This window comes from Arthrobacter sp. EpRS71, assembly GCF_001512285.1.
Taxonomy (GTDB): Bacteria; Actinomycetota; Actinomycetes; order Actinomycetales; family Micrococcaceae; genus Arthrobacter.
This window is the reverse complement of the sequence record NZ_LNUV01000001.1, coordinates 59,148-82,003: the sequence shown is the minus strand read 5'-3', so window position 1 is coordinate 82,003 and position 22,856 is coordinate 59,148. Positions and strand designations below refer to the sequence as shown.

Below are 22,856 nucleotides of genomic sequence, written 5' to 3'. Positions count from 1 at the left end.
GTTTTTGGGCTACCCCGGAATCGCGGGCGGATAGTGCCCCTCATCACTTCGAGGGGCACTATCCGTGGAGTAAGGACGGGACCGCGAGACTAGAAGTTTGACGCTGCTCCAGCTACCGGGGTTGTGGCCAGCAGGTTGCCGGCCACGTCCGTGATTCCGGAAGCTGGCGTGTAGGTCGCCGCTAGCGCGCTTCGGTTTGCGTTGCTTGGGGTGCCCTGAACAGTCGTACCTAAGGTGATGGTGAGTGTTCTGGCCGTGGCATCCCAGGCCATGGTCGACCCGGAGTACGTCAGGACTCCTGGTGACGGCCCATAGATCGCTCCCAGATCCACACTTCCCACCCTCAGTGTGGGCGAGCTGCCGGCGCTGACAGTGAGAACGTTGCCGGAGTTGATACTGACCGTCACATTCTGGGTGGGTGATCCACCCGCCGCGTCAGTCCATGCAGTGTTGATGGTGCTGACTTTCAGGACTTCGGAGTACGTCAGCGTCACAGTATCGCCCGGGTCGATCTTGCCTTCCCTGCTTCCACCGTTGTTCAGTCTGACTCCCGTCACCTTGGGCGCTGTTGCGTCCTTGGATGAGGTGGCAGACCCCGCCAGGCTGACATTTCCTGCGGCGTCCGCTGCCGTCGCAGAATAGGTGATGGTTCCGTCACCGAAGCCACGGAGATCAACCACTGCAGCTGCCCACTTACCGGTGCTGTCGGTGGCAAGTTGCTGGATTTTGGGCTGTGCTCCTGAGCCGGAGATGGTTAGGGTGATCGTCGAGTTTGGTTCGGCTGTGCCCTTGACCAGAACTTCCCCAGCGGTTGTCGCGTTGAGGGCGGCGGGCGCGTTCACACTTGGCGCGTCCGGCGCAGTGGTGTCCGTGACAGGGGTTGTGCCAGCGCTGCGTGTGCTCTCAGCGCCCTGCCAAAGGGAGAGCATGGGCGTCACGGAGTAGTACCAGGTCCCAGCCGGGACGTTGGATTCGACGCAGCTCAGCGCAGTCACCGTAGCCGCACAGGTGCCGGTGGCCTGGACAGGAGTCCCAGTAGTGGCGGAACTATAGCGGGCGATGCTGTACCCGGTCACGGACCGTCCTGCCGCCGTCGTGCTTGCCGACCAGCCGACCGTGACGTTAGTGCCGGAAACCGAGGTGGTGGGCTTGGCGCCCTGCGCGAGGGCGTCGGCTTTTGCCGCGCCGAAACCGGAGCTGACCGAGCCCCAGAATGCGCTGGCCGCTGGACCGCCCCACGAGACGAGGAGGATTCCCACCACAACTACCATGAAGCGATTCCAACGCCCCATGCCGGCCACAGGGGCGTTCTGACGATGCCGGTTCACTTCCGCACCTCCACCGTGACGGGAACGCCGAATTGCGCTCCTTGGCACGCAGACACCGACGCGGTGCTCATACTTGCCGCGCCCTGCAGCGTGAGCAGGATTGAGCTGCTCGCGGGAATGGTGACCGGCGGTGTCAGCGGTGCCGGAGGTGGTGTGAAGGTGACGCCCGTGGTGGTGCAGCCGGGGTGGGCTGCATCGGCGGTCACAGGGCCGTTGCCGGCAACACCGTAGATAGTCACCGGATGCGGGTTGGGATTGCTGGCCCGGAGAATGACGTCGGCCGTTCCACCAGGCACCAGGCTTGTTTGCAGGGTATCGCCTGGGACAAGTGCATCCACCGTGACGGTCTGCAGGGTGCCGTTGGTGGCGGATCCATTCCCCACGCCCGCGGCGGTCCAGTAGGCATAGGCCGATCCCGCTCCTCCCAAAACACAGAGGGCAATGGTGGCTGCGGCAGTTCGTGCGAACCTGCCGGACTGTCCAGCCTGGCCTGCCGGGTGCCGGCGGACCGCTGCGCCCCGGTGACGCGCGGAGTTGAAAAGGGATGCTCGGAAGGTGTTCATATCAGTTCGCCCGTCCCGTCCCGGAGTAGGTGAGTCGGAGGGTGGCACCTTTGCAACCATCCTGAAGCTGCGCCGTATCCAGCATGGTGATCCGTGGCCATGTGGCTTGGCCGAGGCCCATCTCTGAAAATGAGCGTGTTCCCGGTGGCACGGTTAACGGATACGTTCCGGAGTACTGGGTGAGGCGGTAATCGGCCGCCGTGCAGGGCATATTCGCTGCCACCGCGGCTGGCGTTCGGACCACCTGGCTGATGGCAACACTGAGGTTGGTGACGTCGATTGCTTTGACGTTGCTGTTAGTGATTTTCACGTCCACCGGCTGTGAGGTCCCGGGGGCCAACGCCCCAAGGACAGTGCCCGTGACATCGAAAGTCCGTTTGACTTCCAGAACCTGCAGTTGGCCCGGTGCCAGGTTGGACACAATGGCTCCGCTCACTGCCTTGACCGTAAAGTCAGTCTTCGCAACCGGAGTAGTTGTGGCCGTGGAAACATTCAGGGTCACTTGTGCGGTGCTCCCGGACGTAAGACTTACCGACGACGGCGACGGGCTGGCCGTTGCTCCTGCCGGCAGCCCTGTAACTGCGAAGGTCACCGGACCCGCGAACCCGCCTACCGACGTGGCGGCCACCGTAAACGTGGTCGACTGCCCTTGATCCAAGGTTCGGCTGGAGGGCGAGATCGTTACGGCGATTCCCTTGCTGACCTTGCCCTGGCTGGTGCCCGCTTGGTTCCCGCTCGGTTGGTTCCCGCTTGCCGCCAGCGCCGCAACAGGCACAACAGCCACCACGAGCGCCAAAAGCAACGCAGGCAGTGGAACGCGGACTCGGTGCTTGGGCGCTGAGCGCTCTGGCCGGTGGTCCATTAATGGCTCTTTTCGGACGTTATTGGCGTAAGAGAAATGGCGGGAGCGGGCTGGCCGGGGCCATCATGAGCAGGATGGCCCCGGCGCGCCGACGATCGCGTTCAGTCTTAGATGCTGCCGACGGTGACCGTGACCACTGCGCCCTTGCATGCATCTTGGTTGACGGCTTCATCATTGAATTTCAGGACGCCGGAACCCACGGTGGTGGCCGTGGAGTTAGCGGCCACGCGGGTGTTTGACGTGACGGCTGTGACCTCAAACCACGCGGGCAAGCAGCCAGCCACATTGGTGGTGACACTGGCGGTCAGGTCACCCACCACGGTGCTGGAAGTGGTGGAGTTATCGGCCGTGTAAGTCACATCCACCTGGTTGCCCGGTGCGAGGCCGCCCGCAAAGTTGGCGTGCAGCGCAACCGTGCCGCCGCCGGAAGAGTTGGTTGCCTCGCCACTGCCCGAACCTATGGTGGTCCAGTAGGCGTAAGCAGCTCCGCCGCCCACCGCCACCAACGCGACGCCTGCGACTGCAGCGGTAACCCGGCTCTTCTTGGAAAGTTTGCGCATGGTAAGACTCCTTGGTTGATCTACGTCCCGGGGAGCCGCCTCGCAACCCCCAGCATCCGATCCATGGTGGCCGGATGAAGCGATGCCACCTATGCTTCAGGCCGCGCCAGTCCTGTGGCTACGGTTCGGATTACCTCAATTTTTCGTTCGAACATGGGCTGGGAAATACCCGTACACGTGATGCGAGTACTCAGTTTGATCTCCCGAACCACTTAGTGGCTTACGTGCCATCGCCGCTGCGGCGGGGCGGGAGGTACTCGTTTCAGCCCTCGCTGTCCAAGGAATGGACAGGCCCGCAGCCGCCGCGCAGGCGTGGCCACGGACCACGATGCGTCAACATTGTGCCCGTCTTGAGCAAAAACTGCGCTGGCGTTCGAATGCTTCGGCTTGATGACGTACGCGCCGGTGTTAACGCCCGACGGCGGTGGTCGCCCCCGAGAGGCAACCAACCGCCGTCGTACTACTGCTGTTGGTGTTGGACCGCTTCATACAAGCTTTTGGGGCCCACCCCAGGAATTGAAGCTGTAGAGATGGATGCCGTCCACACCCGGACGTTGCGTGGATTCGGCGCGGCCCGTTAGTTCGCCAATAGTGTGACGGACCTTGCCGGTCCCGCCATCCGGCAAGGAACCGTCCGTGTCGTGACCACGTCAACTACGAGAGATGTTGCCGGCCTCCTGCTGCGATGAAGCAGTCTCCACCCGGCGGCTTCTGGTCTGGGCAGCCAGAGCGAGTGCGGCGAGGATGGCGAGGACCGCACCTGTCCACATGGCGATGCTGGGGTCATCGTTACTAGTGCTGCTCATCGCGGTGCTGCTCACGGCTGAACCGAGAGTGACACCCGCAGATATCACGGCGGTGTGAATTGTGCTTGCCATCGTTCCCGCGCCGCCGACCTCGGCAACGCGGGTAACGAGTGCGGGGTTCATGGTCACGCCAACGAAGCCGACGACGATGACCATAGCGAGCGAGAGTGGTTGGAGGTCGCTGAACACGGCGAGGAGCACGAGCGCGACGAAGAGGAGCCCGTGTCCGAGACTCAGCACGCCGACGGCGTGCTGGTCAGCGAACTTCCCGACGATCATGTTGCCGATGTACGCGCAGATCCCGTAGACGAACAGAATGATCGTCGTCGCATTCGTGGAGAACCCGGCATTGCTCTCCAACAGTGGGGTGAAGAAGGAGAACGATGCGTAGGCCGCGCCAATGGTCAGCAGGCTCACGAGGTAGCGCGCCCAGAGGCTCGGCTTCCGCAGGTTTCGCACATCCTGCGCTGCTGCATCCTGAGTCGCGGCCTCTGCACGGGGCAGGAGCGCAAGGCTCGCCAGGAACAGAGCGAAGGTGATGACGCCAAGGACGTAGAAGCTGGACTGCCAGCCCCAGCGGTCGGAGATGAAGTGTGACAGGGGCAGACCAAGCACCGTGCCGACCATGATGCCGCCGAGAACGATCGAGACGGCCTCACCGATCTTCTGCGGGCTTGATGCTAGTTGTGCAGCGTAGGTCACCGAGAGACCGAACGACGCACCCGCGAGTGCGCCCGTAATGACGCGGATGAGCGCAACCCACCAGAACGCGTCGACCAGCGGCACGAGCACCTGTGCAACGGCGTAGAGGGCGACGATGGCCAGCAGTGCGCCCTTGACCGGGGCATGGCGGAGGAAGTAGGCGAAGAGCGGCCCACCGACGGCCATGCCGGCGGCGTAAACCGAGACCAGCAGGCCGATCTGCCCGGTCGAGACGCCGAGGTCGGCAGCCATTGCGGGCATCATGCCCGCGACCTGAAGTTCGCTCATGACCGTCACCATGATCGTGACCATGAGGAGATAGAGATGCTTCTTCACAAAGGAGCCTTTCGTTGTCGAGTGTTGGGATCAGTGCGTAGCCATGGGCAGCTGCAGGCTTTTTGTATTTGAAAGTACATAACTAACGCATAGAAATGCCCGCCGCGGCAGTGCTGCGGCGGGCAGGGTAGGGGGTCAATCCGCGGTTAGTGCACGGAGCGTCACCTCTGCTGTTCGTCGCAGTTCATCGGGCGATGCACCGGCCTGCGCGAGCACCCGCAACCCCGAAATGAGGGCAACGATCGCTCGCACAGCATCTTCGACGGGCAGGTCGGGCTTGAGGCTCCCGTCAGCCTGCCCAACCCGAACGGCCTGTCCAACGATGCTCATCTGCTGCCTCAGTGCCTGGTCAAGAAGATTATTGATCCGCACATCCCGCTTTCCGAGGTCCGGGCTCATACGGGTAGCCACGATCATGCACCCGGCGGCGTGCCCGTCGCGCGAAGCCTCCTGCTCCTCGCCAATAACGAGGTCAAGCAGTCCGCGCACACGGGCCGCGCCGCTCAGGAGCCCGTCGGTCAGCACGGCCTCCTGGTATCCGCCAGCGGTGGAGATATAGCGCCGGAGGGCCTGAACGAACAACTCATCCTTGGAGGTGAAGGCATTGTAGAGGCTACTGCGCCTCAGGCCCGCCGCCTCACACAGCTGCTCAGTCGAGGTATCCGCATAGCCATGCACTCGAAACTCGGCCGCTGCTGCATCAAGCACTGCCGCCTCATCAAACGATCGTGGTCTCACCATAAGGCCACGCTACCATGTTCTGTATTTTAGTATCCAGAACTATTTCTCAGATTATGCAGGTATGCCACCACTGATGACGGTGTCGGCTGGGGCCGCCTTGCCACTCCCGTCAACAATGCCGTCGTTAGGGACGTTTTCAACACCTCCGGGGACAATATGAGATTCTTGGGTGTTTAGGTGTGGGCGGCGAGGATGGTGGAGGCTTCCTGGCGGGTGGTGCCGGAGTCTTGGATGCCGTCGGCGATGTGGGCGAGTTCGGCGGGGATGTCGCGGCCTTTCTTGCGCATCGCGGTGGCCCACAACCGCCCGGCACGGTACGAGGACCGCACCAAGGGGCCGGACATGACGCCGAGGAACCCGATCTCCTGGGCTTCTTCCTGGAGGTCCACGAATTCCTGGGGTTTGACCCAGCGGTCCACCGGCAGGTGCCGTTCGGACGGGCGCAGGTACTGGGTGATGGTGATCAGATCGCACCCGGCCTCGTGCAGGTCACGGAGGGCTTCGGAGATTTCCTCGCGGGTCTCGCCCATGCCCAGGATCAGGTTGGACTTGGTCACCATGCCCAAATCCCGGCCCTGGGTAATCACATCGAGGGAGCGCTCGTAGCGGAACGCCGGACGGATCCGCTTGAAAATCCTCGGCACGGTCTCCACGTTGTGCGCGAACACCTCGGGCTTGGAATCGCAGATCGCCGCGATGTGCTCGGGCTTGCCGGAGAAATCAGGGATCAGCAACTCCACCCCGGTACCGGGGTTCAGTTCGTGGATCTTCCGGACCGTTTCGGCGTACAACCACACGCCCTCATCGGCCAGGTCATCCCGGGCCACCCCGGTCACCGTGGCGTAGCGCAACTGCATCGCCTGGACACTGCGGGCCACCTTGGTGGGTTCGAACATGTCCACCGGGGACGGTTTGCCGGTATCGATCTGGCAGAAATCACAGCGCCGGGTGCACTCGGACCCGCCGATCAGGAACGTCGCTTCCTTGTCTTCCCAGCACTCAAAAATGTTCGGGCAGCCGGCCTCCTCACACACCGTGTGCAGGCCTTCCTTCTTCACCAGGTTCTTGAGCTGAACAAACTCAGGACCCATCTGGACCTTGGCCTTGATCCACTCAGGCTTACGTTCAACCGGGACCGCCGAGTTACGCTGCTCAACGCGCAGCAACTTACGGCCTTCAGGGGCGAGTGTCATGACGTTCCTTCTGGTTTGTTATCAGCAGTCTGTGTGCGGTCCCTTGTGAGGCCCGCTATGCGCCCTTCAAGAGCGTCCAATCGCGCAGAGCGGGCCCCACAACGATTCGTTTCTTGGGCACTCAGCATTCGACGACGTTGACGGCGAGGCCGCCCATCGCGGTTTCCTTGTACTTAGTGGACATGTCCTTGCCCGTCTCACGCATCGTCACGATCACCTCATCCAGGGAGACCCGATGCGTCCCATCACCCCACAACGCCATCTTCGCCGCGTTAATGGCCTTCGCCGCCGCGATCGCATTCCGCTCAATACACGGAATCTGCACCAACCCCCCGATCGGATCACACGTCAACCCCAGATTATGCTCCATCGCGATCTCCGCAGCATTCTCCACCTGACCCGGCGTACCACCCATCACCTCAGCCAACCCAGCAGCAGCCATCGACGACGCCGAACCCACCTCACCCTGACACCCCACCTCAGCACCCGAAATGGACGCCTGCTCCTTATACAACACACCCACCGCACCAGCAGCGAGCAAGAACTTCACCACCACATCATCCCGATCCTGCTGGGTGGCCTGATCCATCCCCGGGGCGTAGTTCAACGCGTAATACAGCACCGCCGGAATAATGCCCGCAGCACCATTCGTCGGCGCCGTCACCACCCGACCACCAGTGGCGTTCTCCTCATTGACCGCCAACGCGATCAGGTTCACCCACTCCTGCCAATACTTCGGATCGTTCCGGTCCTTGTCCTCCTTCAGCAGCCGCTCCAACCAATCCGGTGCACGACGACGAACCTTCAAACCACCCGGCAACACACCTTCACGCTTCAACGAGGTCTCAACACAGGCCTCCATCACAGCCCAGATATGCAACAGACCCGCACGGATCTCCTCCTCAGACCGGGACGCCCGCTCGTTGATGAACATGATGTCGCTGATCCCCAAACCCTTGGACGCGCACCGACCCAACAACTCCGCCGCCGTCCTAAACGGCAACGGCAACTCCTTCTTCGACTCCTCAAGATCCTCCAGGGCCGCGTCCTCCTCACCCTCCCGGACAATGAACCCACCACCCACCGAAAAGAACGTCGCCTCCCGCAGCACCTTCCCCTCCGCATCGGACACAGCAAACTTCATCCCATTCGTATGCCGCGGCAACACCGTCAACGGACGCAGAATCATGTCTTCCAGGGCGTAGTCGAGGAGCACGCCGCCAGCCAGGTTGAGCTTCCCCGTGTCAGCGATGGAAGCCAGGCGCTCCTCCACCTCATCGGGCAGGATCTTCTCGGGTTCAAACCCTTCGAGCCCCAGCAGCACAGCCGTGAAGGTCCCATGCCCCTTGCCCGTCGCAGCCAAGGAGCCATAAAGATCAACCCTTAAGGCCGCGACGGAATCGAGCACGCCGGACTCACGCAGCTCAGCAGCAAACACCGCCCCAGCACGCATCGGCCCCACAGTATGAGAACTCGACGGGCCAATACCCACAGAAAACAGATCAAAGACCCCAACGGCCATGGTGATTTCCTAACGACGTACAACGAATAGAACCCGCCCCGCCCCCAACAAACGGAGCGGACCCTCAAACCCGGCCCAACAAGCCCTCGGCCCCGACCCTCGCCATTCCGGGGGTTCGCTGCTCAACATGCCGTGCGCACGGCACATCCCGCAGGGAACCCCCGAAACGGCGAGACCGGGGCCGGTGGAGGATGTCGGCCCGCCGAGAACGGAGGGCCAACCCACGAGGCTCAGCCCAGGTTCGCTGTCCCCGGGTAGAGCGGGTGGGCCGCAGCTAGAACCTCGACGCGGTGACGCAGCCCGGAAAGGTCCGCGTCGGCGTCGGCGATCAGTACCTCGGCGATGATGTCAGCAACCTCACGGAAGGCTGCCTCTCCGAAGCCGCGTGTGGCAAGCGCCGGGGTGCCGATCCGGAGGCCCGAGGTGACCATCGGCGGGCGCGGATCGAACGGGACGGCGTTGCGGTTGACGGTGATGTCGATCGCGGCGAGTCGGTCTTCGGCTTGCTGGCCGTCGAGTTCGCAGTTGCGCAGGTCCACGAGCACCAGGTGAACGTCGGTTCCCCCGGAAACCACCGAGATGCCCTTCCCTGCGACGTCGGGCTGAACCAGTCGCTCGGCGAGGATCCGGGCCCCAGCAAGGACGCGTTCCTGTCGCTCACGGAATTCCTCCGAGGCGGCGATCTTAAACGCGACAGCCTTGCCGGCGATGACGTGCTCGAGCGGACCACCCTGCTGGCCCGGGAAGACTGCCGAGTTGATCTTCTTGGCGATGTCGGCGTCGTTGGAGAGGATGATGCCGCCGCGCGGACCGGCGAGGGTCTTGTGCGTGGTGGACGTGGTGACGTGAGCGTGCGGGACCGGGGACGGGTGCAGCCCGGCGGCCACCAGACCGGCGAAGTGGGCCATATCCACCATCAGGTACGCGCCCACGGAATCGGCGATCCGGCGGAACTCAGCGAAGTCCAGCTGCCGCGCGTATGCGGACCAGCCGGCAACGATCAGTGCCGGTTTGTGTTCCTGCGCCAGGCGCTCAACCTCGGCCATGTCTACGGTGTGGGTGTCCTCGCGGACGCCGTAGGGGACCACGTTGTAGAGCTTGCCGGAGAAGTTGATCCGCATGCCATGGGTGAGGTGCCCGCCGTGGGCGAGGTTCAGGCCCATGATGGTGTCGCCCGGCTTGATGAGCGCGTGCATCACGGAGGCGTTGGCCTGCGCGCCGGAGTGCGGCTGAACGTTCGCGTACCCGGCACCGAACAGTGCCTTGATGCGGTCGATGGCCAGCTGCTCGATCACGTCTACGTGCTCACAGCCGCCGTAGTAGCGCTTGCCCGGGTAACCCTCGGCATATTTGTTGGTCAGCACCGAGCCCTGCGCCTGCATCACGGCGACGGCTGTGTGGTTCTCGGAGGCGATCATTTCCAGGCCGTCGCGCTGGCGACCCAGTTCGTCGTCGATCTTCGCAGCAATCTCAGGATCCAGCTCGGACAGCTGGGCATCCAGCGACGCCGACACCACCTGCTGGTAGTCAGTCACAGATACCGGGTTCACAGTTCTCCACCGTTCGTTGCAGCGTATTCTTCGGCCGACATGAGCGGCCCTTCTTCCGTGGCGGCCACCTTGAACAGCCAGCCGGCACCGTAGGGGTCGTTGTTGATGAGCGCGGGATCGGTGACGACGGCGTCGTTGATCTCGGTCACCTCCCCCGTCACAGGCGAGTACAGATCGGACACGGACTTCGTCGACTCCACCTCGCCGCAGGTCTCCCCCGCGGTCACAGTGGAACCAACCTCGGGGAGGTCCACGTACACGATGTCACCCAAGGCGTCAGCGGCAACTGCGGAGATCCCGATCCCCACATGCCCGTCCCCATCGGCGGCAACCCACTCGTGCTCAGCCGAGTACTTCAATTCAGCAACTACCTTGCTCATAAGATTCCTTCTCTCTTACTAACTGAAAACTTTCAAGATCACCCGCGGCAGGTTGACCCATCAACCAGCGCTTAGGGGTTCAAACAGCGCCACCATCCACAACGGTTCGGGTCCGGCGACCGGCAGCATGCGTCTAAGGGAGCATCGCGTCCGCCCAGCGGGCGCCCATGCGACCGAGCATGCAGAGGTCGGCGGTCCCGAAGATCCGGGCTACTTGGCGCGCTTGTAGAACGGCAGCTGCACGACTTCGAACGGCTCGGCCTTGCCGCGAAGGTCAACCTCGACGACGGTGCCCGGTTCGGATTGCTCGACGTCGACATACGCCAAGGCGATCGGGTAACCGAGCGTCGGGCTTGGCTGGCCGGAGGTGACTTCGCCGATCAGGGAGCCGTCTTTGAGGACTGAGTAGTGGGCGCGGGCGGCGCGGCGTCCGGCGCCTTTGAGACCTACGAGCTTCTGGCCGAGAGTGGATCCGACCCCGGCGGCCTTGATGGCTGTCAATGCATCGCGGCCGATGAAGTCGCTTTCCTTGGCCAGGGAAACCACCGGGCCCAGCCCTGCAGCGTAGGCGTTGACGTGGCGGGAAAGCTCGTTGCCGTAGAGGGGCATCCCGGCTTCCAGTCGCAGGGAGTCGCGGGCAGCGAGTCCGGCAGGGATGAGACCGTGGCCGTCGCCGGCGTCGAGCAGGGCTTCCCAAAGGCCAGCAGCATCGACGTTGGGGAGGTAGATTTCGAAGCCGTCCTCGCCGGTGTATCCGGTACGGGCCAGCAACAGGTCCTGCCCGTTGATGGAGACCTCCACGGCCGCGTAGTACTTCAGCTCGGTGACCAGCGCGTGCTGCTCTGCCGGGACCAGAGCAAGCAGGATCGCCTCGGCGTTGGGGCCCTGCACGGCGATCAGCGAGGTCTCGGCGGAGGCGTCTTCCACCACGACGTCGAACCCGGCCGCACGGTCTTTCAGCGCAGCAGCAACTACCTTCGCGTTCCCCGCGTTGGGCACCACCAGGTACTTGTCCACGCCTTCTTCGGGAGAGTGACGGCGGTAGGTAATGAGGTCATCGATGATGCCGCCGTCTGCGTTGCAGATCAGCGAGTACTTGGCTTTGCCTACCGCGATGGCGGACAGTTTGCCCACCAGTGCGTAGTCCAGGAAAGCAGCCGCGTCGGGGCCGGTGACCCAGACTTCGCCCATGTGGGAGAGGTCGAACAGGCCGGCGGACTTGCGGACCGCGTGGTGCTCAGCCAACTCCGAGGAGTACTTCAGGGGCATCTGCCAGCCACCGAAGTCGGTAAAGGAGGCGCCGGCCTTTTTGTGCTGCTCGTAAAGAGCGGTGTAATTCTCAGACATGTCAGGAGTCCTTAGTTTTCGACGTCAGCAGTGTTCTCGAATGCCTCGAGGGGCGGGCAGGAGCACACAAGATTCCGGTCACCTGCGGCGCCGTCGATCCTGCCGACCGGCGGGAAGTACTTGTCCTGCTTGAGGTGGTGGACGGGGAACGCGGCCTGCTCACGCGGGTAGTCACGGTCCCAGCCGGAATTTACGACGGCGGCGGCCGTGTGCGGCGCGTTGCGCAGCGGCGACTTCTCAACAGTGAAATCACCGCTGGCCACCTGCTCGATTTCGGTACGGATGGTGATCATGGCTTCGATGAAGCGGTCGATCTCGGCCAGGTCTTCGGACTCCGTCGGCTCCACCATCAGGGTGCCGGCCACTGGGAAGGCCAGCGTGGGGGCGTGGAAGCCGAAGTCGATGAGGCGCTTGGCCACATCCTCGGCCGTGACACCCGTGCGGGCGGTCAGCTCGCGGAGGTCCAGGATGCACTCGTGTGCCACAAGTCCGCCCTCGCCCGTGTACAGAACCGGGAAGTGCTCATCCAAGCGCGAAGCAACATAGTTCGCTGCCAACAAAGCAGACTTGGTGGCTTCGGTGAGTCCTTGGCCACCCATGAGCTTCACGTAGGCCCAGGAAATCGGCAGCACACCGGCGGAGCCATAACGCGAGGCCGAGATGGCCACCCCGTGCCCTTCCTCGTGCGCCGCTTTGTTCGCGTCGCCCGGCATGAACGGAGCCAAGTGTGCCTTCGCAGCAACAGGGCCAACGCCCGGACCGCCGCCACCGTGCGGGATGCAGAAGGTCTTGTGCAGGTTCAGGTGGGACACGTCGCCGCCGAACTTACCCGGCTGGGCCAAGCCAACCAAGGCATTCAGGTTGGCGCCGTCAACGTACACCTGCCCGCCGGCTGCGTGGATGGCATCGCACACTTCCCGGACGTCGGCGTCGTACACACCGTGCGTGGACGGGTAGGTGATCATGATGCAGGACAGCACGTCCTTGTTGGCCTCGATCTTGGCCGTCAGATCAGCGTGATCAATAGTGCCGTCAGCAGCCGTGGCCACCACAACAACCTTCATGCCGGCCAGCACAGCAGACGCAGCGTTGGTCCCGTGAGCCGAAGCGGGGATCAAGCAGACAGTGCGCTGCTGGTCGCCACGTGAAAGGTGGTAGCCGCGGATCGCCAACAGGCCCGCCAGCTCGCCCTGCGAACCGGCGTTGGGCTGGATGGACACCTGGTCGTAGCCGGTGATCTCCGTGAGGTCCGCCTCGAGGTCGGTGATCAGTTCACGCCAACCCGCCGTCTGGTGGTCGGGAGCGAACGGGTGGATGGACGCGAACTCCGGCCAGGAGATCGCTTCCATCTCAGCAGTCGCGTTGAGCTTCATGGTGCAGGAGCCCAACGGGATCATGGTGCGGTCCAGCGCGAGGTCCCGGTCTGACAGCTTGCGGATATAGCGCAACAGCTGCGTCTCGGAACGGTGCGTGTTGAATACCGGATGCTGCAGGAAATCGGAGGTGCGGACCACGGATGCGGGCAGTTCGAACCCTGCGGCGTCCCCTACCGGGCCGGCACCAAAGGCGACGGCCACTGCGGAGAGGACCTCCGGCGTCGTGGTTTCATCCATCGAAACGCCAACGGTGTCGGCGTCGATCAGGCGCAGGTTGATCCCGCGGGCTTCGGCGGCGGCGATGACCTTGTCCGCCTTGCCGGGAACGCGGACGGTGAGGGTGTCGAAGAAGGCCTCGGAGACGAGTTCGCGGCCGGCCTTCTGCAGGGTCGAAGCCAAAACGCGGGCGTGTCCGTGGACTGTTTCGGCGATCGCTTTCAGGCCCTCGGGACCGTGGTACACGGCGTACATCGAGGCGACGATCGCGAGCAGCGCCTGCGCGGTGCAGATGTTGGACGTGGCCTTTTCGCGGCGGATGTGCTGCTCGCGGGTTTGGAGGGCCAGGCGGTAAGCCGGGACGCCGGCGTTGTCCTTGGAAACACCCACGATGCGGCCCGGAAGCGTGCGCTCCATGCCTTCGCGGACGGCCATGTAGGCAGCGTGCGGACCACCGAAGAACAGCGGCACACCGAAACGCTGCGCGGTTCCGACGGCGACGTCCGCACCTTGCTCGCCCGGGGGCGTGATGAGGGTGAGCGCCAGCAAGTCGGCGGCAACCGTCACCAGGGCACCACGTTCCTTGGCCTCGGCAATCACCGCGGTGTGGTCGAAAACGCGGCCCGACACGCCGGGCTGCTGCAGGACGATACCGTTGATGTCGCCGTCGGGAAGTCCTGCGGACAGGTCCGCGATCTCAACCTCAAAGCCCAGCGCCTCGGCGCGGCCCTTCACGATCGCGATGGTCTGCGGGAGGAGGTCGGCGTCGAGGACGGTCTTCCCATCCTTGGCAGCCTTGTTCTTGTTGGCCCGGCGCATCAGCAGCACGGCTTCGGCCACGGCGGTGGCTTCATCCAGGAGCGAAGCGTTGGCAATGGGCAGTCCCGTGAGGTCCTGCACCATGGTCTGGAAGTTCAGGAGAGCCTCAAGGCGGCCCTGCGAAATTTCGGGTTGGTACGGCGTGTAGGCCGTGTACCAGGCCGGAGCTTCGAGGATGTTGCGGCGGATAACGGGCGGGGTCACGGTGTCGTAGTAGCCCTGGCCGATCATCTGCACGGCGGTCTTGTTCTTGGACGCCAGCTTGCGGAGCTCGGCGAGGACCTGCACCTCGGTGAGGGCGTCCTGCAACTTCAGGGCGGTGTCCTGGCGGATGGAATCGGGGACGGCGACGTCTACCAGGCCGTCGACAGAGTCGTAGCCGATGGCCTTGAGCATGGTGTCAACGTCGGCCTGGCGGCGGGCGCCAATGTGCCGGTCCGCGAAGGCGGTGGGGGTTGATTGAACAGTCAAGAGGAACTCCATGATTCAGGCGCCCAATGAGCGCCACGATGATGTGGGGTTCCTCCCCGCTCTGTATTGGACCTGAGAGATTCCGCAGGAATGGTTGCCTGCTTGCACCGTCGGTGAGCCCGGTTGCCCGGACTGCTTTCCAGAGTTGCCTAACCGCGGCGGTACATGGGCCTGAGAGATTCCTGGGGAGGATTTGCTCCTACGGCGCCTGACTGGATGTACCGGCAGGACTCTCCCGCCGCAGATCAAAAGCGTTGCGTCACCATGAGTGACACGCTTCACACCATAGCGGGTTCTTCTGAAAAAGCGCAAGCAAGGCACATCCCGGTTCCACCAGCTTGAAACCGTGGAGTGGTATTTTGATCACTGCTGGAGGCAGACACTCGCACCCAACCGGAGGACCATCCATGTTTAAGGGTTTCAAGGACTTTATTCTTCGCGGAAACGTGATAGAGCTGGCCATTGCTGTCGTTATCGGCAGTGCTTTCACCGCACTAGTCGGGGCATTCACCAACCACATCATCAACCCCGTCATCGCCGCTGCCGGCGGCATGAACGCCGAGGGCCTTGGCTTCCGCATCTGGCCGGACAACCCCGCAACTTTCATTGACTTTGGCGCCGTCCTGACGGCTCTGGTGACCTTTGTCATCACTGCAGCCGTGGTGTACTTCATCTTCGTGGCACCCATGAACAAGATTAATTCTCTGGTTAAGGAGCGTCTCTCCACCGAGGAGCCTGAGGAAGAGCCGCTGCCTGCTGACACCGCATTGCTGGCCGAAATCCGCGACCTCCTGAAGGAAGCTGCCGGCCACCGCGACGCAGACAACATCTCGGAACTCGACTCAGACCTGGATTCCGACCGCACCCGCTAGAACTGGCACCACTCCAGGACGGGCACCTCGTTGCGAGCGTTCCTTCCCAGTTGCTTGACCTGAGCCCGGCGTTCTCCCCGCGAGAATGCCGGGTTCTTGCGTTTCCGGCCCGGCGACGCGATCACCAACCGGGAAGGAGCGCCCGCCCGTTGCTGAAAAATTCCTGTCGGCTGAAACCTGCCCGTCCCTGGAACGTGACGCACAAGCAACGGGTTCGAAACAGGGGCAGTGCAGCATGAAAACATGAAGCCCAAGCCGAGCACTCCCGTCACCGCGGATCTCCTCTGTGAGGTCTGCGGTCAATTGCCCGAAGCTTCCAAAGCCCGGCTCACGCTCGCGAACATCGCGGTCATGCTTCCCATCGAATTGCTGGTCCATGCAGCAGTGGTTGGAACCCATCTGCCCTACGTGGCCAAGGTCCTGCTGCTGGCAGTCACCGCCACGGTATTGGTCATCTGGGTGGCTGAACCGTCCGCTGCCAAGGTCCTCCGACGCTGGCTGCATGCGCCGGCGCTCCGTCAGCGGCGCACACTGCACCTCGCTCCTGCCCTGTGGCGCGCCCGGACCGTTCTGTTGGACCAGCCAGGGTCCCTGCAGAAGGTCACTCAGTCCCTGGCCAAGGTGGACGCCAATATTCTCAGTCTTCATGTCCACCCGCTGACCGGAACCGGCTCAGCGCAGGCGGGTCTCTCCGCTCAGACGGGTGCCGGTGAACGGGTGATGGACGAGTTCGTTCTGTCCACACCGGGCGAAATTACTGAGCTGGAACTGCTAAAAGCACTGCACGACGGCGGCGGGCATGAGTCCCATGTTTGGCCCACCACTGCTTTGGCCATGGCCGACGGCCAAACCAAGGCCTTGAGCCTCGCCACCCGGATCGCGGGGAATCCGCAGGAGCTTCCCCTGGTCGTCGCCGAGCTCCTGTCCGCAAAAGTAGTCCCGTTCGATCCTCAACGCCCCCTACAAGAGGCGAGCACCGCCGTCGGGCCTTCCGGTGACATCCTCAAAATCCCGACGGCATGGCACGGCCCGCTGCTCTTCTCCAGACCCGGTGAGCCATTTTCGCCCGCCGAATCGGCACGCGCACACAGGTTGGCCGAGTTGGCGGAAATCCTGGCGCACGCTCCTGCTGGCCCAGGCCAAGGCGTCACGCTCAGTTCATGAGACGGACCCAGAGACCCGCACCGCGTTCCTTCATCACCAGCCGTCGTTGTGTGGCCCCTGCTTGAGCAAGCCACAGCACTTTGCCGTCAGCAGTGACCGCTTCCACCACGCCCTGGTCCAGGATGTCGTCGCCATCCCAGATCTGGACCGTGTACCCAACAAGCAACCTCCAGTTGTTCACCCTCTTGCCCTGCGCTGAGCCAAAGCGCCTCCCTATCAGCGAATCCTCTTGACCGTTCTGCAAATGGATGCCTCCTCGCGCGCTGTACAAACTTTCTATTGAAAGGTTTCTGTACAAGACGTGTGCATTTTCGGCTCAATCCATGACGGAAATTCCTTGGCTGATTGAAGAGAGATACGTCTCCTTGGCTGGAGGACGCGGTGACGCAGCAATGGGTCTGGAGTGCGAAACTGACGGGTGCCAAGAAGGTGAATACCGCACTCCTAGAGCGCCTTCACCGCCCCCAGGACCTTGGTCAAGGAATCCTTCGCATCACCAAACAGCAGGGTGGTTTGGGGCTCATACAACAGTTCGTTCTCTATACCGGCAAAACCCGGACGCATTGAACGCTTGAGGAACACCACCTGACGGGCGTCGGCAACCTCCAGGATGGGCATTCCGTAGATCGGCGAGCCTGAGGTGGTCTTCGCCGCAGGGTTCACAACATCGTTGGCGCCCACCACCAGGGCTACGTCGGTGGTTTTGAACTCTGAGTTGATGTCGCTCATTTCCTTCAGCGACTCGTACGGCACATTGGCCTCGGCAAGCAGCACGTTCATATGCCCCGGCATCCGCCCGGCCACTGGATGGATGGCAAAGTCCACCTCAATTCCGCGTGCTTCCAGGGCCAATGCCAGCTCGGCCGCGGTGTGCTGGCCCTGGGCGACTGCCAGGCCGTAGCCCGGAACGATGATCACCCGCTGCGCATAGCCGAGCAGCACTGCTACGTCCTCCGCGCTGGAGGAACGCACTGGCCGCTCACTCACGGCGGTGGACCCGGCAGTGGATCCCCCTTTGAAGGCCCCGAACATGATCCCGGCAACACTGCGTCCCATCGCGGCGGCCATGGCCCGGGTGAGGATGGTGCCCGAAGCCCCCACCAGTGTTCCGGCCACCAGAAGGAGGACATTGCCCAGCACCAGTCCGGATGCCGCGACGGCCAAGCCAGTGAAAGCGTTCAGGAGCGAAATGACGATCGGCACATCAGCGCCACCCACGGGGAGCACCAACAGGATTCCGGCAGCGAGACCCAACAGCAGCAGGACCAGTGCCAATAGCAAGGAGCCGTTCAGGATCACCACCACCCCAGCTCCCACGGCGGCCAGCAGCACCACGGCCATCAGGGCGGGCAGCCCGGGGAACGTCACGGGCCGGGTAGTCATGAGCCCTTGAAGTTTGGCGAAAGTTACACCGGACCCGGCGAATGACACCGCACCCACCAGCAACGTGAAGACGATGGCCAGGCGAGCCCACGGATCACCCGTATGAGAGAGTTCCAGCAACGCCACCAGGGCCGCAGCGCCACCACCCACACCGTTGAAGAGGGCCACCAGCTGGGGCATCTGCGTCATTTGCACCCGGCGGGCCACCGGCGCTGCGACGCCCGAGCCCACAGCTATGGCCCCAAGAATCCAAGGAATGTTGTCCAGTTTCACGGAGACAAACACCGTCACCACAGCCAGCAGGGCACCAAAGGCGCCAATGAGATTCCCGCGCCGGGCAGTCCGTGGTGAATTCAGGCCCTTCAGGGCGAGAATGAAACAGGCCGCCGCGGCGAGGTACAGAAGCGCCGTCCAGGTGGGATTGAGGAGCGTCATTGCCGGCGCTCCTTTTTGCCCGGCTCCACGACGCCGTGCCCATCAGGAACTCCAGGACCAGGGCTCGACGGCGGCCGTTGCCGTCCGTGGAACATCTCCAGCATCCGGTCGGTCACCACAAACCCACCCACGAGGTTGGCCGTGGCAAGGACAACGGCCAGCAGTGCGACCACCAACACCCAGGGGTCAGCAGCTTGCCCTGCCACGATGATGGCACCCACCAGAATGATGCCGTGGATCGCGTTGGCACCGGACATGAGCGGTGTGTGCAGGGTGCTGGAAACCTTGGAAACAACCTCAAAACCAACGAACACCGCCAGGACGGTGATCGTCAGCAGGCTCATGCCATCCATCAGCGCACTCCTTCGCTACCGAAGGCCGCTAGTGCTTCCGCAGTGGGTGCGTGCCGGACGTGGCCGTCGTGGGTCAGGCACGTTCCAGCCACCACTTCATCCGAAAAGTCCGGGGAAACCGCGCCGTCCCGCGTCATGAGGGCCAAGAGGTTGGCTATGTTCTTTGCGAACAACCGTGAGGCATCAGCGGGCATCGCCGACGCCGCGTCCTTGATTCCCACGAGTGTCACCGTGCCCTGGCCGTCGCCGGTAGGGATGGGGGTGTCCTGGCCCGGGATGCTTCCCTCAACGTTCCCGCCGGATTCGGCTGCCAAATCCACCACCACAGATCCCGGCCGCATCCCTTGGACCATTTCGCGCGTCACCAACAGCGGGGCGCGCCGTCCGGGTACGGCAGCGGTGGTGATCAGGACGTCGGCCTGAGCTACGTGCGGCGCCAAAAGCGCCCGCTGCAGGGCGCCCCGGTCCGCGCTGAGCTCCCTGGCGTACCCGCCCGAAGCCTCTGCGGTTTCGAGGTCCAGCTTGATGAACGTCCCTCCCATGGATGCCACTTCATCGGCCGAGGCAGGCCGAATGTCATTAGCGGAAACCCGGGCGCCCAGCCTCTTGGCTGTTCCGATCGCCTGCAGACCGGCCACCCCCGCGCCGAGCACCAGCACACGGGCCGGCGGAATGGTCCCCGCTGCCGTCATGTACAACGGGAAGAACCGCGGGAGCCGCATGGCAGCCTCGAGGACGCAGCGATAACCAGTCACCAGGGCCTGCGAGGTGAGCGCATCCATGGACTGGGCACGGGATATTCGAGGAACCAGTTCCAGCACAAACGAGGTGATGCCCCCGGCGGCGAGCGCCCGCACTGTGGGCAACTCCGAGGACGGCGACCCCAGGCCAATGGTGACCGAACCCCGGCGGAGAGCTCCCGCCGTCGACGGTTCCATGGGACGCACATGGCAGTAGACATCAAGTGCCCCGAGGTCCAGGGACTGCACTACCGTGGCGCCTGCTGCGCGGTAGTCATCGTCGCTATGGCCGGAGGCCAGGCCGGCGCCGGACTCCAGTTCAACGTCAAGGCCCAGCCCCACCACTTGCTTCACCGTTTCCGGCGTTGCGGCAACACGTCGCTCACCGTCGAGCGTCTCGCGCGCTATGCCTGCCTTCACCAGCCACCCCTTTTCCGGAACCCTCCAGAACTCAGTTGGCATGAGTCTATGACTGCGAGGGGCCGGACGGGAGTAGGGGCTGCGTTATGTGCATAAGTCCACTAGGGTCGGTGGAAGCTGGGGGCAACCAGCCACCACACCGTCGACGAGCCGGTTCCGGCCGTGCCGTCGGAAAGGAACGCCACTATGGACACCTTCAAAATCGGTTACTTCGTGGGAAGCCTGGCAAGCACTTCCATCAACCGGGTCCTTTCCAAGGCCCTGATCAGCGTGGCACCGCCGGAACTCGAGTTCCATGAGATCGCCATCAAAGACCTTCCGTTGTACAGCTCCGATTACGACGCCGATTTCCCGCCGGCCGGCCGGGAACTAAAGGATGCCATCGCGGCGTCGGACGGCATCTTGTTCATCTCCCCTGAGTACAACCGTTCCATCCCAGGCGCCCTGAAGAATGCCATCGACTGGGGTTCACGCCCGTGGGGCACCAATTCCTTCGCGCGCAAGCCCACCGGAATCATTGGCGCCTCGCCGGGTGGTATTGGAACGGCCGTGATGCAGTCGTCCATGCGCAGCGTGTTGAGCTTCCTGGACGCCCCGCAGTTGAATGCGCCTGAGGCTTACATCCGCTTCGTCGCAGACGCGTACGACGACGACGGCTCGGTTAAGGACCCGGCAACGGCCGGGCTTCTGCGGCACTACATGGAGGAATACAGCGCGTTTGTGCAGCGCGTCCTCGCGGCCAATGCACCTGGCCACATCGGTGATCAGGAACCGGATGCAGAGAAGCTGAATCGTTAATCGGGGTCAGGCGTCCCGCTGCCCCGTCGCCAGCTTGCCGATGATGCTGGTTTCCAGATGCTCCAACAGGTGCCGTGGATTGTCATAGACCTCTGCGGCACCTGCGTCGCGAAGTTCGGCTTCGCTGATTCCGCCGCAGGTCAGTGCGATCACGGGCATGCCAATTGCGGCGCCGGCCTTCACGTCCCAGACTGCATCACCAACGAAGACCGCGTCCTGCGGTGTGAGTCCCAGCTTGTCCAGGCAGGCAAGCAGGATGTCCGGCGCGGGCTTGCTCTCCTTGGCGTCGTTGGAGCTGGTCCATGCGTCGATGGAGGAGCCGGCGTCCAGGAGGTGGCGGCTTACTTCCAGGTCGCGGTCCTGCGCTGATGACGCCAGCCCCACGGCCAGCCCGGCGTCCGAGCAGGCGGCCAAGAGATTTTGAACTGATTCGAAAGGCCGCAGCGTGGGCCAGAACGTTGAGAACACGGCGCTGTGTGCGGACTTCAGCTCTTCCTGCATGTCCTCTGGACAGTCCGGGACCAAGCTCTCGATCAGCTTGTCGCCGCCCATGCCGACGCGCCGGTGGATGGCGGACATCTCGATGTCCAGCCCTTCGCGTCGGAAAGCCTGCCACCACGCCATGGCGTGGAAGTAGCTGGAGTCGATCAGGGTTCCATCCACATCGAAGAGAACGCCACGCTGCTTTTTTGTTGCTCCGTCAGCTGCCACAGTTGACCACGTTCGACTGGGCTCGCGCTGGTGATTGGGCTCGCGCCTGGGCTTGCTCGCCCTGCGCTGCCAGCGCCGAGTCGATCACCGGTTCCTCCAGCATAAGAACGGCATAGCGCTCAGCTGACGCCGGGCGAAGCAGGCCCGTTCCGGCAACTTCCCTGATGGCTGCGACTCCCTCAACAGCCTCGTTCATGGTGGAGAACTGCTTGGAGAGTCCCATCAACACGTCGTCGCCGTCCACCATCAGAATCCGAAATTCCCCATCAGGCGTTTCAACCAGTTCCAAATGCCCGGCCATCGCTACCTCCTCGTCTTCGATGCCATTCAGCATAGTAAGACTACTTAGTATAAACCTTTCAGTAATATTGCGTCACGCGGGAAATAGGCGTGTGCAACTTGTTGTTGGCAGAAACATGACAACAATCGGAATCATCGGTGCAGGACACATTGGCAGCCAAGTCGCACGAAAGGCAGTGGAACTCGGCTACGACGTCGTCATCAGCAACTCACGGGGACCCGAAACCCTCAGCGAGCTGGTCACGGAACTTGGGCCGCGTGCCCGGGCGGCCACGGCAGCCGAGGCAGCAGCGGCGGGCGATTTCGCCGTCGTGACCGTTCCCTTGAAGAACTACCAGGACATCCCCACGGAGCCGCTGGAAGGCAAGATCGTCATCGACACCAACAACTACTACTGGGAGCGCGACGGCCGCATTCCGGCGCTGGACAACGGCGAGGCAACGACGTCCGGGCTTCTCCAGAAGCATCTGCCCACGTCCAAGGTGGCCAAGGGCTTCAACCACATCTTCGCCAAGGACATCACCACCGACGGCACACCCGCAGGCACCCCAAACCGACGCGCACTGGCCACCGCGAGCGACTTCCCCGAAGCCGCGGACCTGGTCACCAAGCTGTACGACGAGTTCGGCTTCGACACCGTCAACATCGGCCCACTCGAGGACAGCTGGCGCGTGGAGCGCGACCGTCCCGCCTATGTCATCCGCCAGAACGCCGAGGAATTGCGGGACAACCTCGCCCAGGCGCCGCGCACCGTCTAAACCGCAACGCACGACGGCGGGCAAGCGGCTTACGCTCGCCCGCCATCCTTTCCTCAGAGGTTCTTTCCGTAGAGCGAAGCTCTCCAATTTCCGGTGATAAACCGTGTCACGAATCGGGTCCGGCCCGCACTTTATGGATGGCCGCCTCCT

At 63.2% G+C, this 22,856-nt stretch carries 22 protein-coding genes and 1 riboswitch; of the genes, 4 read left to right on the top strand and 18 right to left on the bottom strand.

All coding sequences use genetic code 11. The annotated features are described in order from the left end of the window. Window positions 1–89 precede the first annotated feature (89 nt). The 12 genes from AR689_RS00405 to gcvP form a co-directional block, all read right to left on the bottom strand. Complete coding sequence (locus tag AR689_RS00405) at window positions 90–1,328, bottom strand: Ig-like domain-containing protein (RefSeq protein ID WP_231745383.1); 1,239 nt, start codon at window positions 1,326–1,328, stop codon at window positions 90–92. Next, window positions 1,325–1,891, bottom strand: coding sequence for a hypothetical protein (locus AR689_RS00400; protein ID WP_231745382.1), 567 nt, complete (start codon window positions 1,889–1,891; stop codon window positions 1,325–1,327). The genes AR689_RS00405 and AR689_RS00400 overlap by 4 nt, the downstream gene beginning before the upstream one ends. Before the next feature lies 1 nt (window position 1,892). Then, window positions 1,893–2,753 carry a COG1470 family protein gene (locus AR689_RS00395; protein WP_062065214.1) on the bottom strand — a complete coding sequence of 287 codons (861 nt, stop codon included), beginning with the start codon at window positions 2,751–2,753 and terminating at the stop codon, window positions 1,893–1,895. 107 nt (window positions 2,754–2,860) lie between these two features. Continuing rightward, window positions 2,861–3,313, bottom strand: coding sequence for a hypothetical protein (locus AR689_RS00390; RefSeq protein WP_062065211.1), 453 nt, complete (start codon window positions 3,311–3,313; stop codon window positions 2,861–2,863). Window positions 3,314–3,963: 650 nt separating this feature from the next. Continuing rightward, complete coding sequence (locus tag AR689_RS00385) at window positions 3,964–5,157, bottom strand: MFS transporter (protein WP_062065208.1); 1,194 nt, start codon at window positions 5,155–5,157, stop codon at window positions 3,964–3,966. A gap of 135 nt (window positions 5,158–5,292) precedes the next feature. Next, window positions 5,293–5,865 carry a TetR/AcrR family transcriptional regulator gene (locus AR689_RS00380; protein WP_231745381.1) on the bottom strand — a complete coding sequence of 191 codons (573 nt, stop codon included), beginning with the start codon at window positions 5,863–5,865 and terminating at the stop codon, window positions 5,293–5,295. 206 nt (window positions 5,866–6,071) lie between these two features. Next, a complete protein-coding gene (gene lipA / locus AR689_RS00375; RefSeq protein ID WP_062065202.1) occupies window positions 6,072–7,091 on the bottom strand; it encodes a lipoyl synthase in 1,020 nt (339 codons plus the stop codon). A 121-nt stretch (window positions 7,092–7,212) separates the two neighbouring features. Continuing rightward, window positions 7,213–8,613: an L-serine ammonia-lyase gene (locus AR689_RS00370; protein WP_062065199.1), complete on the bottom strand. Its 1,401-nt coding sequence runs from the start codon at window positions 8,611–8,613 to the stop codon at window positions 7,213–7,215. A 230-nt stretch (window positions 8,614–8,843) separates the two neighbouring features. Beyond that, window positions 8,844–10,163 (bottom strand): serine hydroxymethyltransferase, encoded by a 1,320-nt coding sequence (glyA, locus tag AR689_RS00365; RefSeq protein ID WP_062065197.1) that lies wholly within the window; start codon window positions 10,161–10,163, stop codon window positions 8,844–8,846. Next, window positions 10,160–10,543, bottom strand: a complete 384-nt coding sequence (gene gcvH, locus AR689_RS00360; RefSeq protein WP_062065195.1) for a glycine cleavage system protein GcvH — start codon at window positions 10,541–10,543, stop codon at window positions 10,160–10,162. Before gcvH ends, glyA begins: the two co-directional genes overlap by 4 nt. Window positions 10,544–10,753: 210 nt before the next feature. Then, the gene (gcvT, locus tag AR689_RS00355; RefSeq protein ID WP_062065193.1) at window positions 10,754–11,890 is read right to left on the bottom strand and encodes a glycine cleavage system aminomethyltransferase GcvT; all 1,137 of its coding nucleotides are present in this window, start codon (window positions 11,888–11,890) and stop codon (window positions 10,754–10,756) included. A gap of 11 nt (window positions 11,891–11,901) precedes the next feature. Continuing rightward, window positions 11,902–14,772: an aminomethyl-transferring glycine dehydrogenase gene (gene gcvP / locus AR689_RS00350; RefSeq protein ID WP_062066040.1), complete on the bottom strand. Its 2,871-nt coding sequence runs from the start codon at window positions 14,770–14,772 to the stop codon at window positions 11,902–11,904. Between the two features lie 149 nt (window positions 14,773–14,921). Continuing rightward, window positions 14,922–15,020, bottom strand: a riboswitch (glycine riboswitch). A 159-nt stretch (window positions 15,021–15,179) separates the two neighbouring features. On the opposite strand from gcvP, the gene mscL reads away from it, so the two are divergent. Both mscL and AR689_RS00340 read left to right on the top strand, forming a co-directional pair. Further along, on the top strand, window positions 15,180–15,644 hold the full coding sequence (gene mscL, locus AR689_RS00345) for a large conductance mechanosensitive channel protein MscL (RefSeq protein ID WP_062065191.1): 465 nt from the start codon (window positions 15,180–15,182) through the stop codon (window positions 15,642–15,644). A gap of 243 nt (window positions 15,645–15,887) precedes the next feature. Further along, entirely contained in the window at window positions 15,888–16,808 is a 921-nt protein-coding gene (locus tag AR689_RS00340; RefSeq protein ID WP_062065188.1) for an ACT domain-containing protein, read from the top strand. Here AR689_RS00340 and AR689_RS00335 read toward each other — a convergent pair. The 4 genes from AR689_RS00335 to AR689_RS00320 form a co-directional block, all read right to left on the bottom strand. Continuing rightward, on the bottom strand, window positions 16,798–17,052 hold the full coding sequence (locus tag AR689_RS00335; RefSeq protein ID WP_231745380.1) for a hypothetical protein: 255 nt from the start codon (window positions 17,050–17,052) through the stop codon (window positions 16,798–16,800). The genes AR689_RS00340 and AR689_RS00335 overlap by 11 nt on opposite strands. A 200-nt stretch (window positions 17,053–17,252) precedes the next feature. Beyond that, window positions 17,253–18,626 carry an NAD(P)(+) transhydrogenase (Re/Si-specific) subunit beta gene (locus AR689_RS00330; RefSeq protein ID WP_062065185.1) on the bottom strand — a complete coding sequence of 458 codons (1,374 nt, stop codon included), beginning with the start codon at window positions 18,624–18,626 and terminating at the stop codon, window positions 17,253–17,255. After that, the gene (locus AR689_RS00325) at window positions 18,623–18,979 is read right to left on the bottom strand and encodes an NAD(P) transhydrogenase subunit alpha part 2 (RefSeq protein WP_062065182.1); all 357 of its coding nucleotides are present in this window, start codon (window positions 18,977–18,979) and stop codon (window positions 18,623–18,625) included. Before AR689_RS00325 ends, AR689_RS00330 begins: the two co-directional genes overlap by 4 nt. Continuing rightward, complete coding sequence (locus AR689_RS00320; protein ID WP_062066037.1) at window positions 18,979–20,139, bottom strand: NAD(P) transhydrogenase subunit alpha; 1,161 nt, start codon at window positions 20,137–20,139, stop codon at window positions 18,979–18,981. Before AR689_RS00320 ends, AR689_RS00325 begins: the two co-directional genes overlap by 1 nt. A 186-nt stretch (window positions 20,140–20,325) precedes the next feature. Here AR689_RS00320 and AR689_RS00315 point away from each other — a divergent pair, with 186 nt between their 5' ends. Beyond that, window positions 20,326–20,937 carry an NADPH-dependent FMN reductase gene (locus tag AR689_RS00315; protein ID WP_062065179.1) on the top strand — a complete coding sequence of 204 codons (612 nt, stop codon included), beginning with the start codon at window positions 20,326–20,328 and terminating at the stop codon, window positions 20,935–20,937. A gap of 6 nt (window positions 20,938–20,943) precedes the next feature. Here the strand turns inward: AR689_RS00315 and AR689_RS00310 are convergent, their stop codons facing one another. Beyond that, the gene (locus tag AR689_RS00310) at window positions 20,944–21,648 is read right to left on the bottom strand and encodes an HAD family hydrolase (RefSeq protein ID WP_062065176.1); all 705 of its coding nucleotides are present in this window, start codon (window positions 21,646–21,648) and stop codon (window positions 20,944–20,946) included. Continuing rightward, window positions 21,638–21,982 carry a hypothetical protein gene (locus tag AR689_RS00305; RefSeq protein ID WP_231745379.1) on the bottom strand — a complete coding sequence of 115 codons (345 nt, stop codon included), beginning with the start codon at window positions 21,980–21,982 and terminating at the stop codon, window positions 21,638–21,640. The genes AR689_RS00310 and AR689_RS00305 overlap by 11 nt, the downstream gene beginning before the upstream one ends. A gap of 82 nt (window positions 21,983–22,064) precedes the next feature. On the opposite strand from AR689_RS00305, the gene AR689_RS00300 reads away from it, so the two are divergent. After that, window positions 22,065–22,706: an NADPH-dependent F420 reductase gene (locus AR689_RS00300; RefSeq protein WP_062065172.1), complete on the top strand. Its 642-nt coding sequence runs from the start codon at window positions 22,065–22,067 to the stop codon at window positions 22,704–22,706. The last annotated feature ends 150 nt before the right edge of the window (window positions 22,707–22,856 follow it).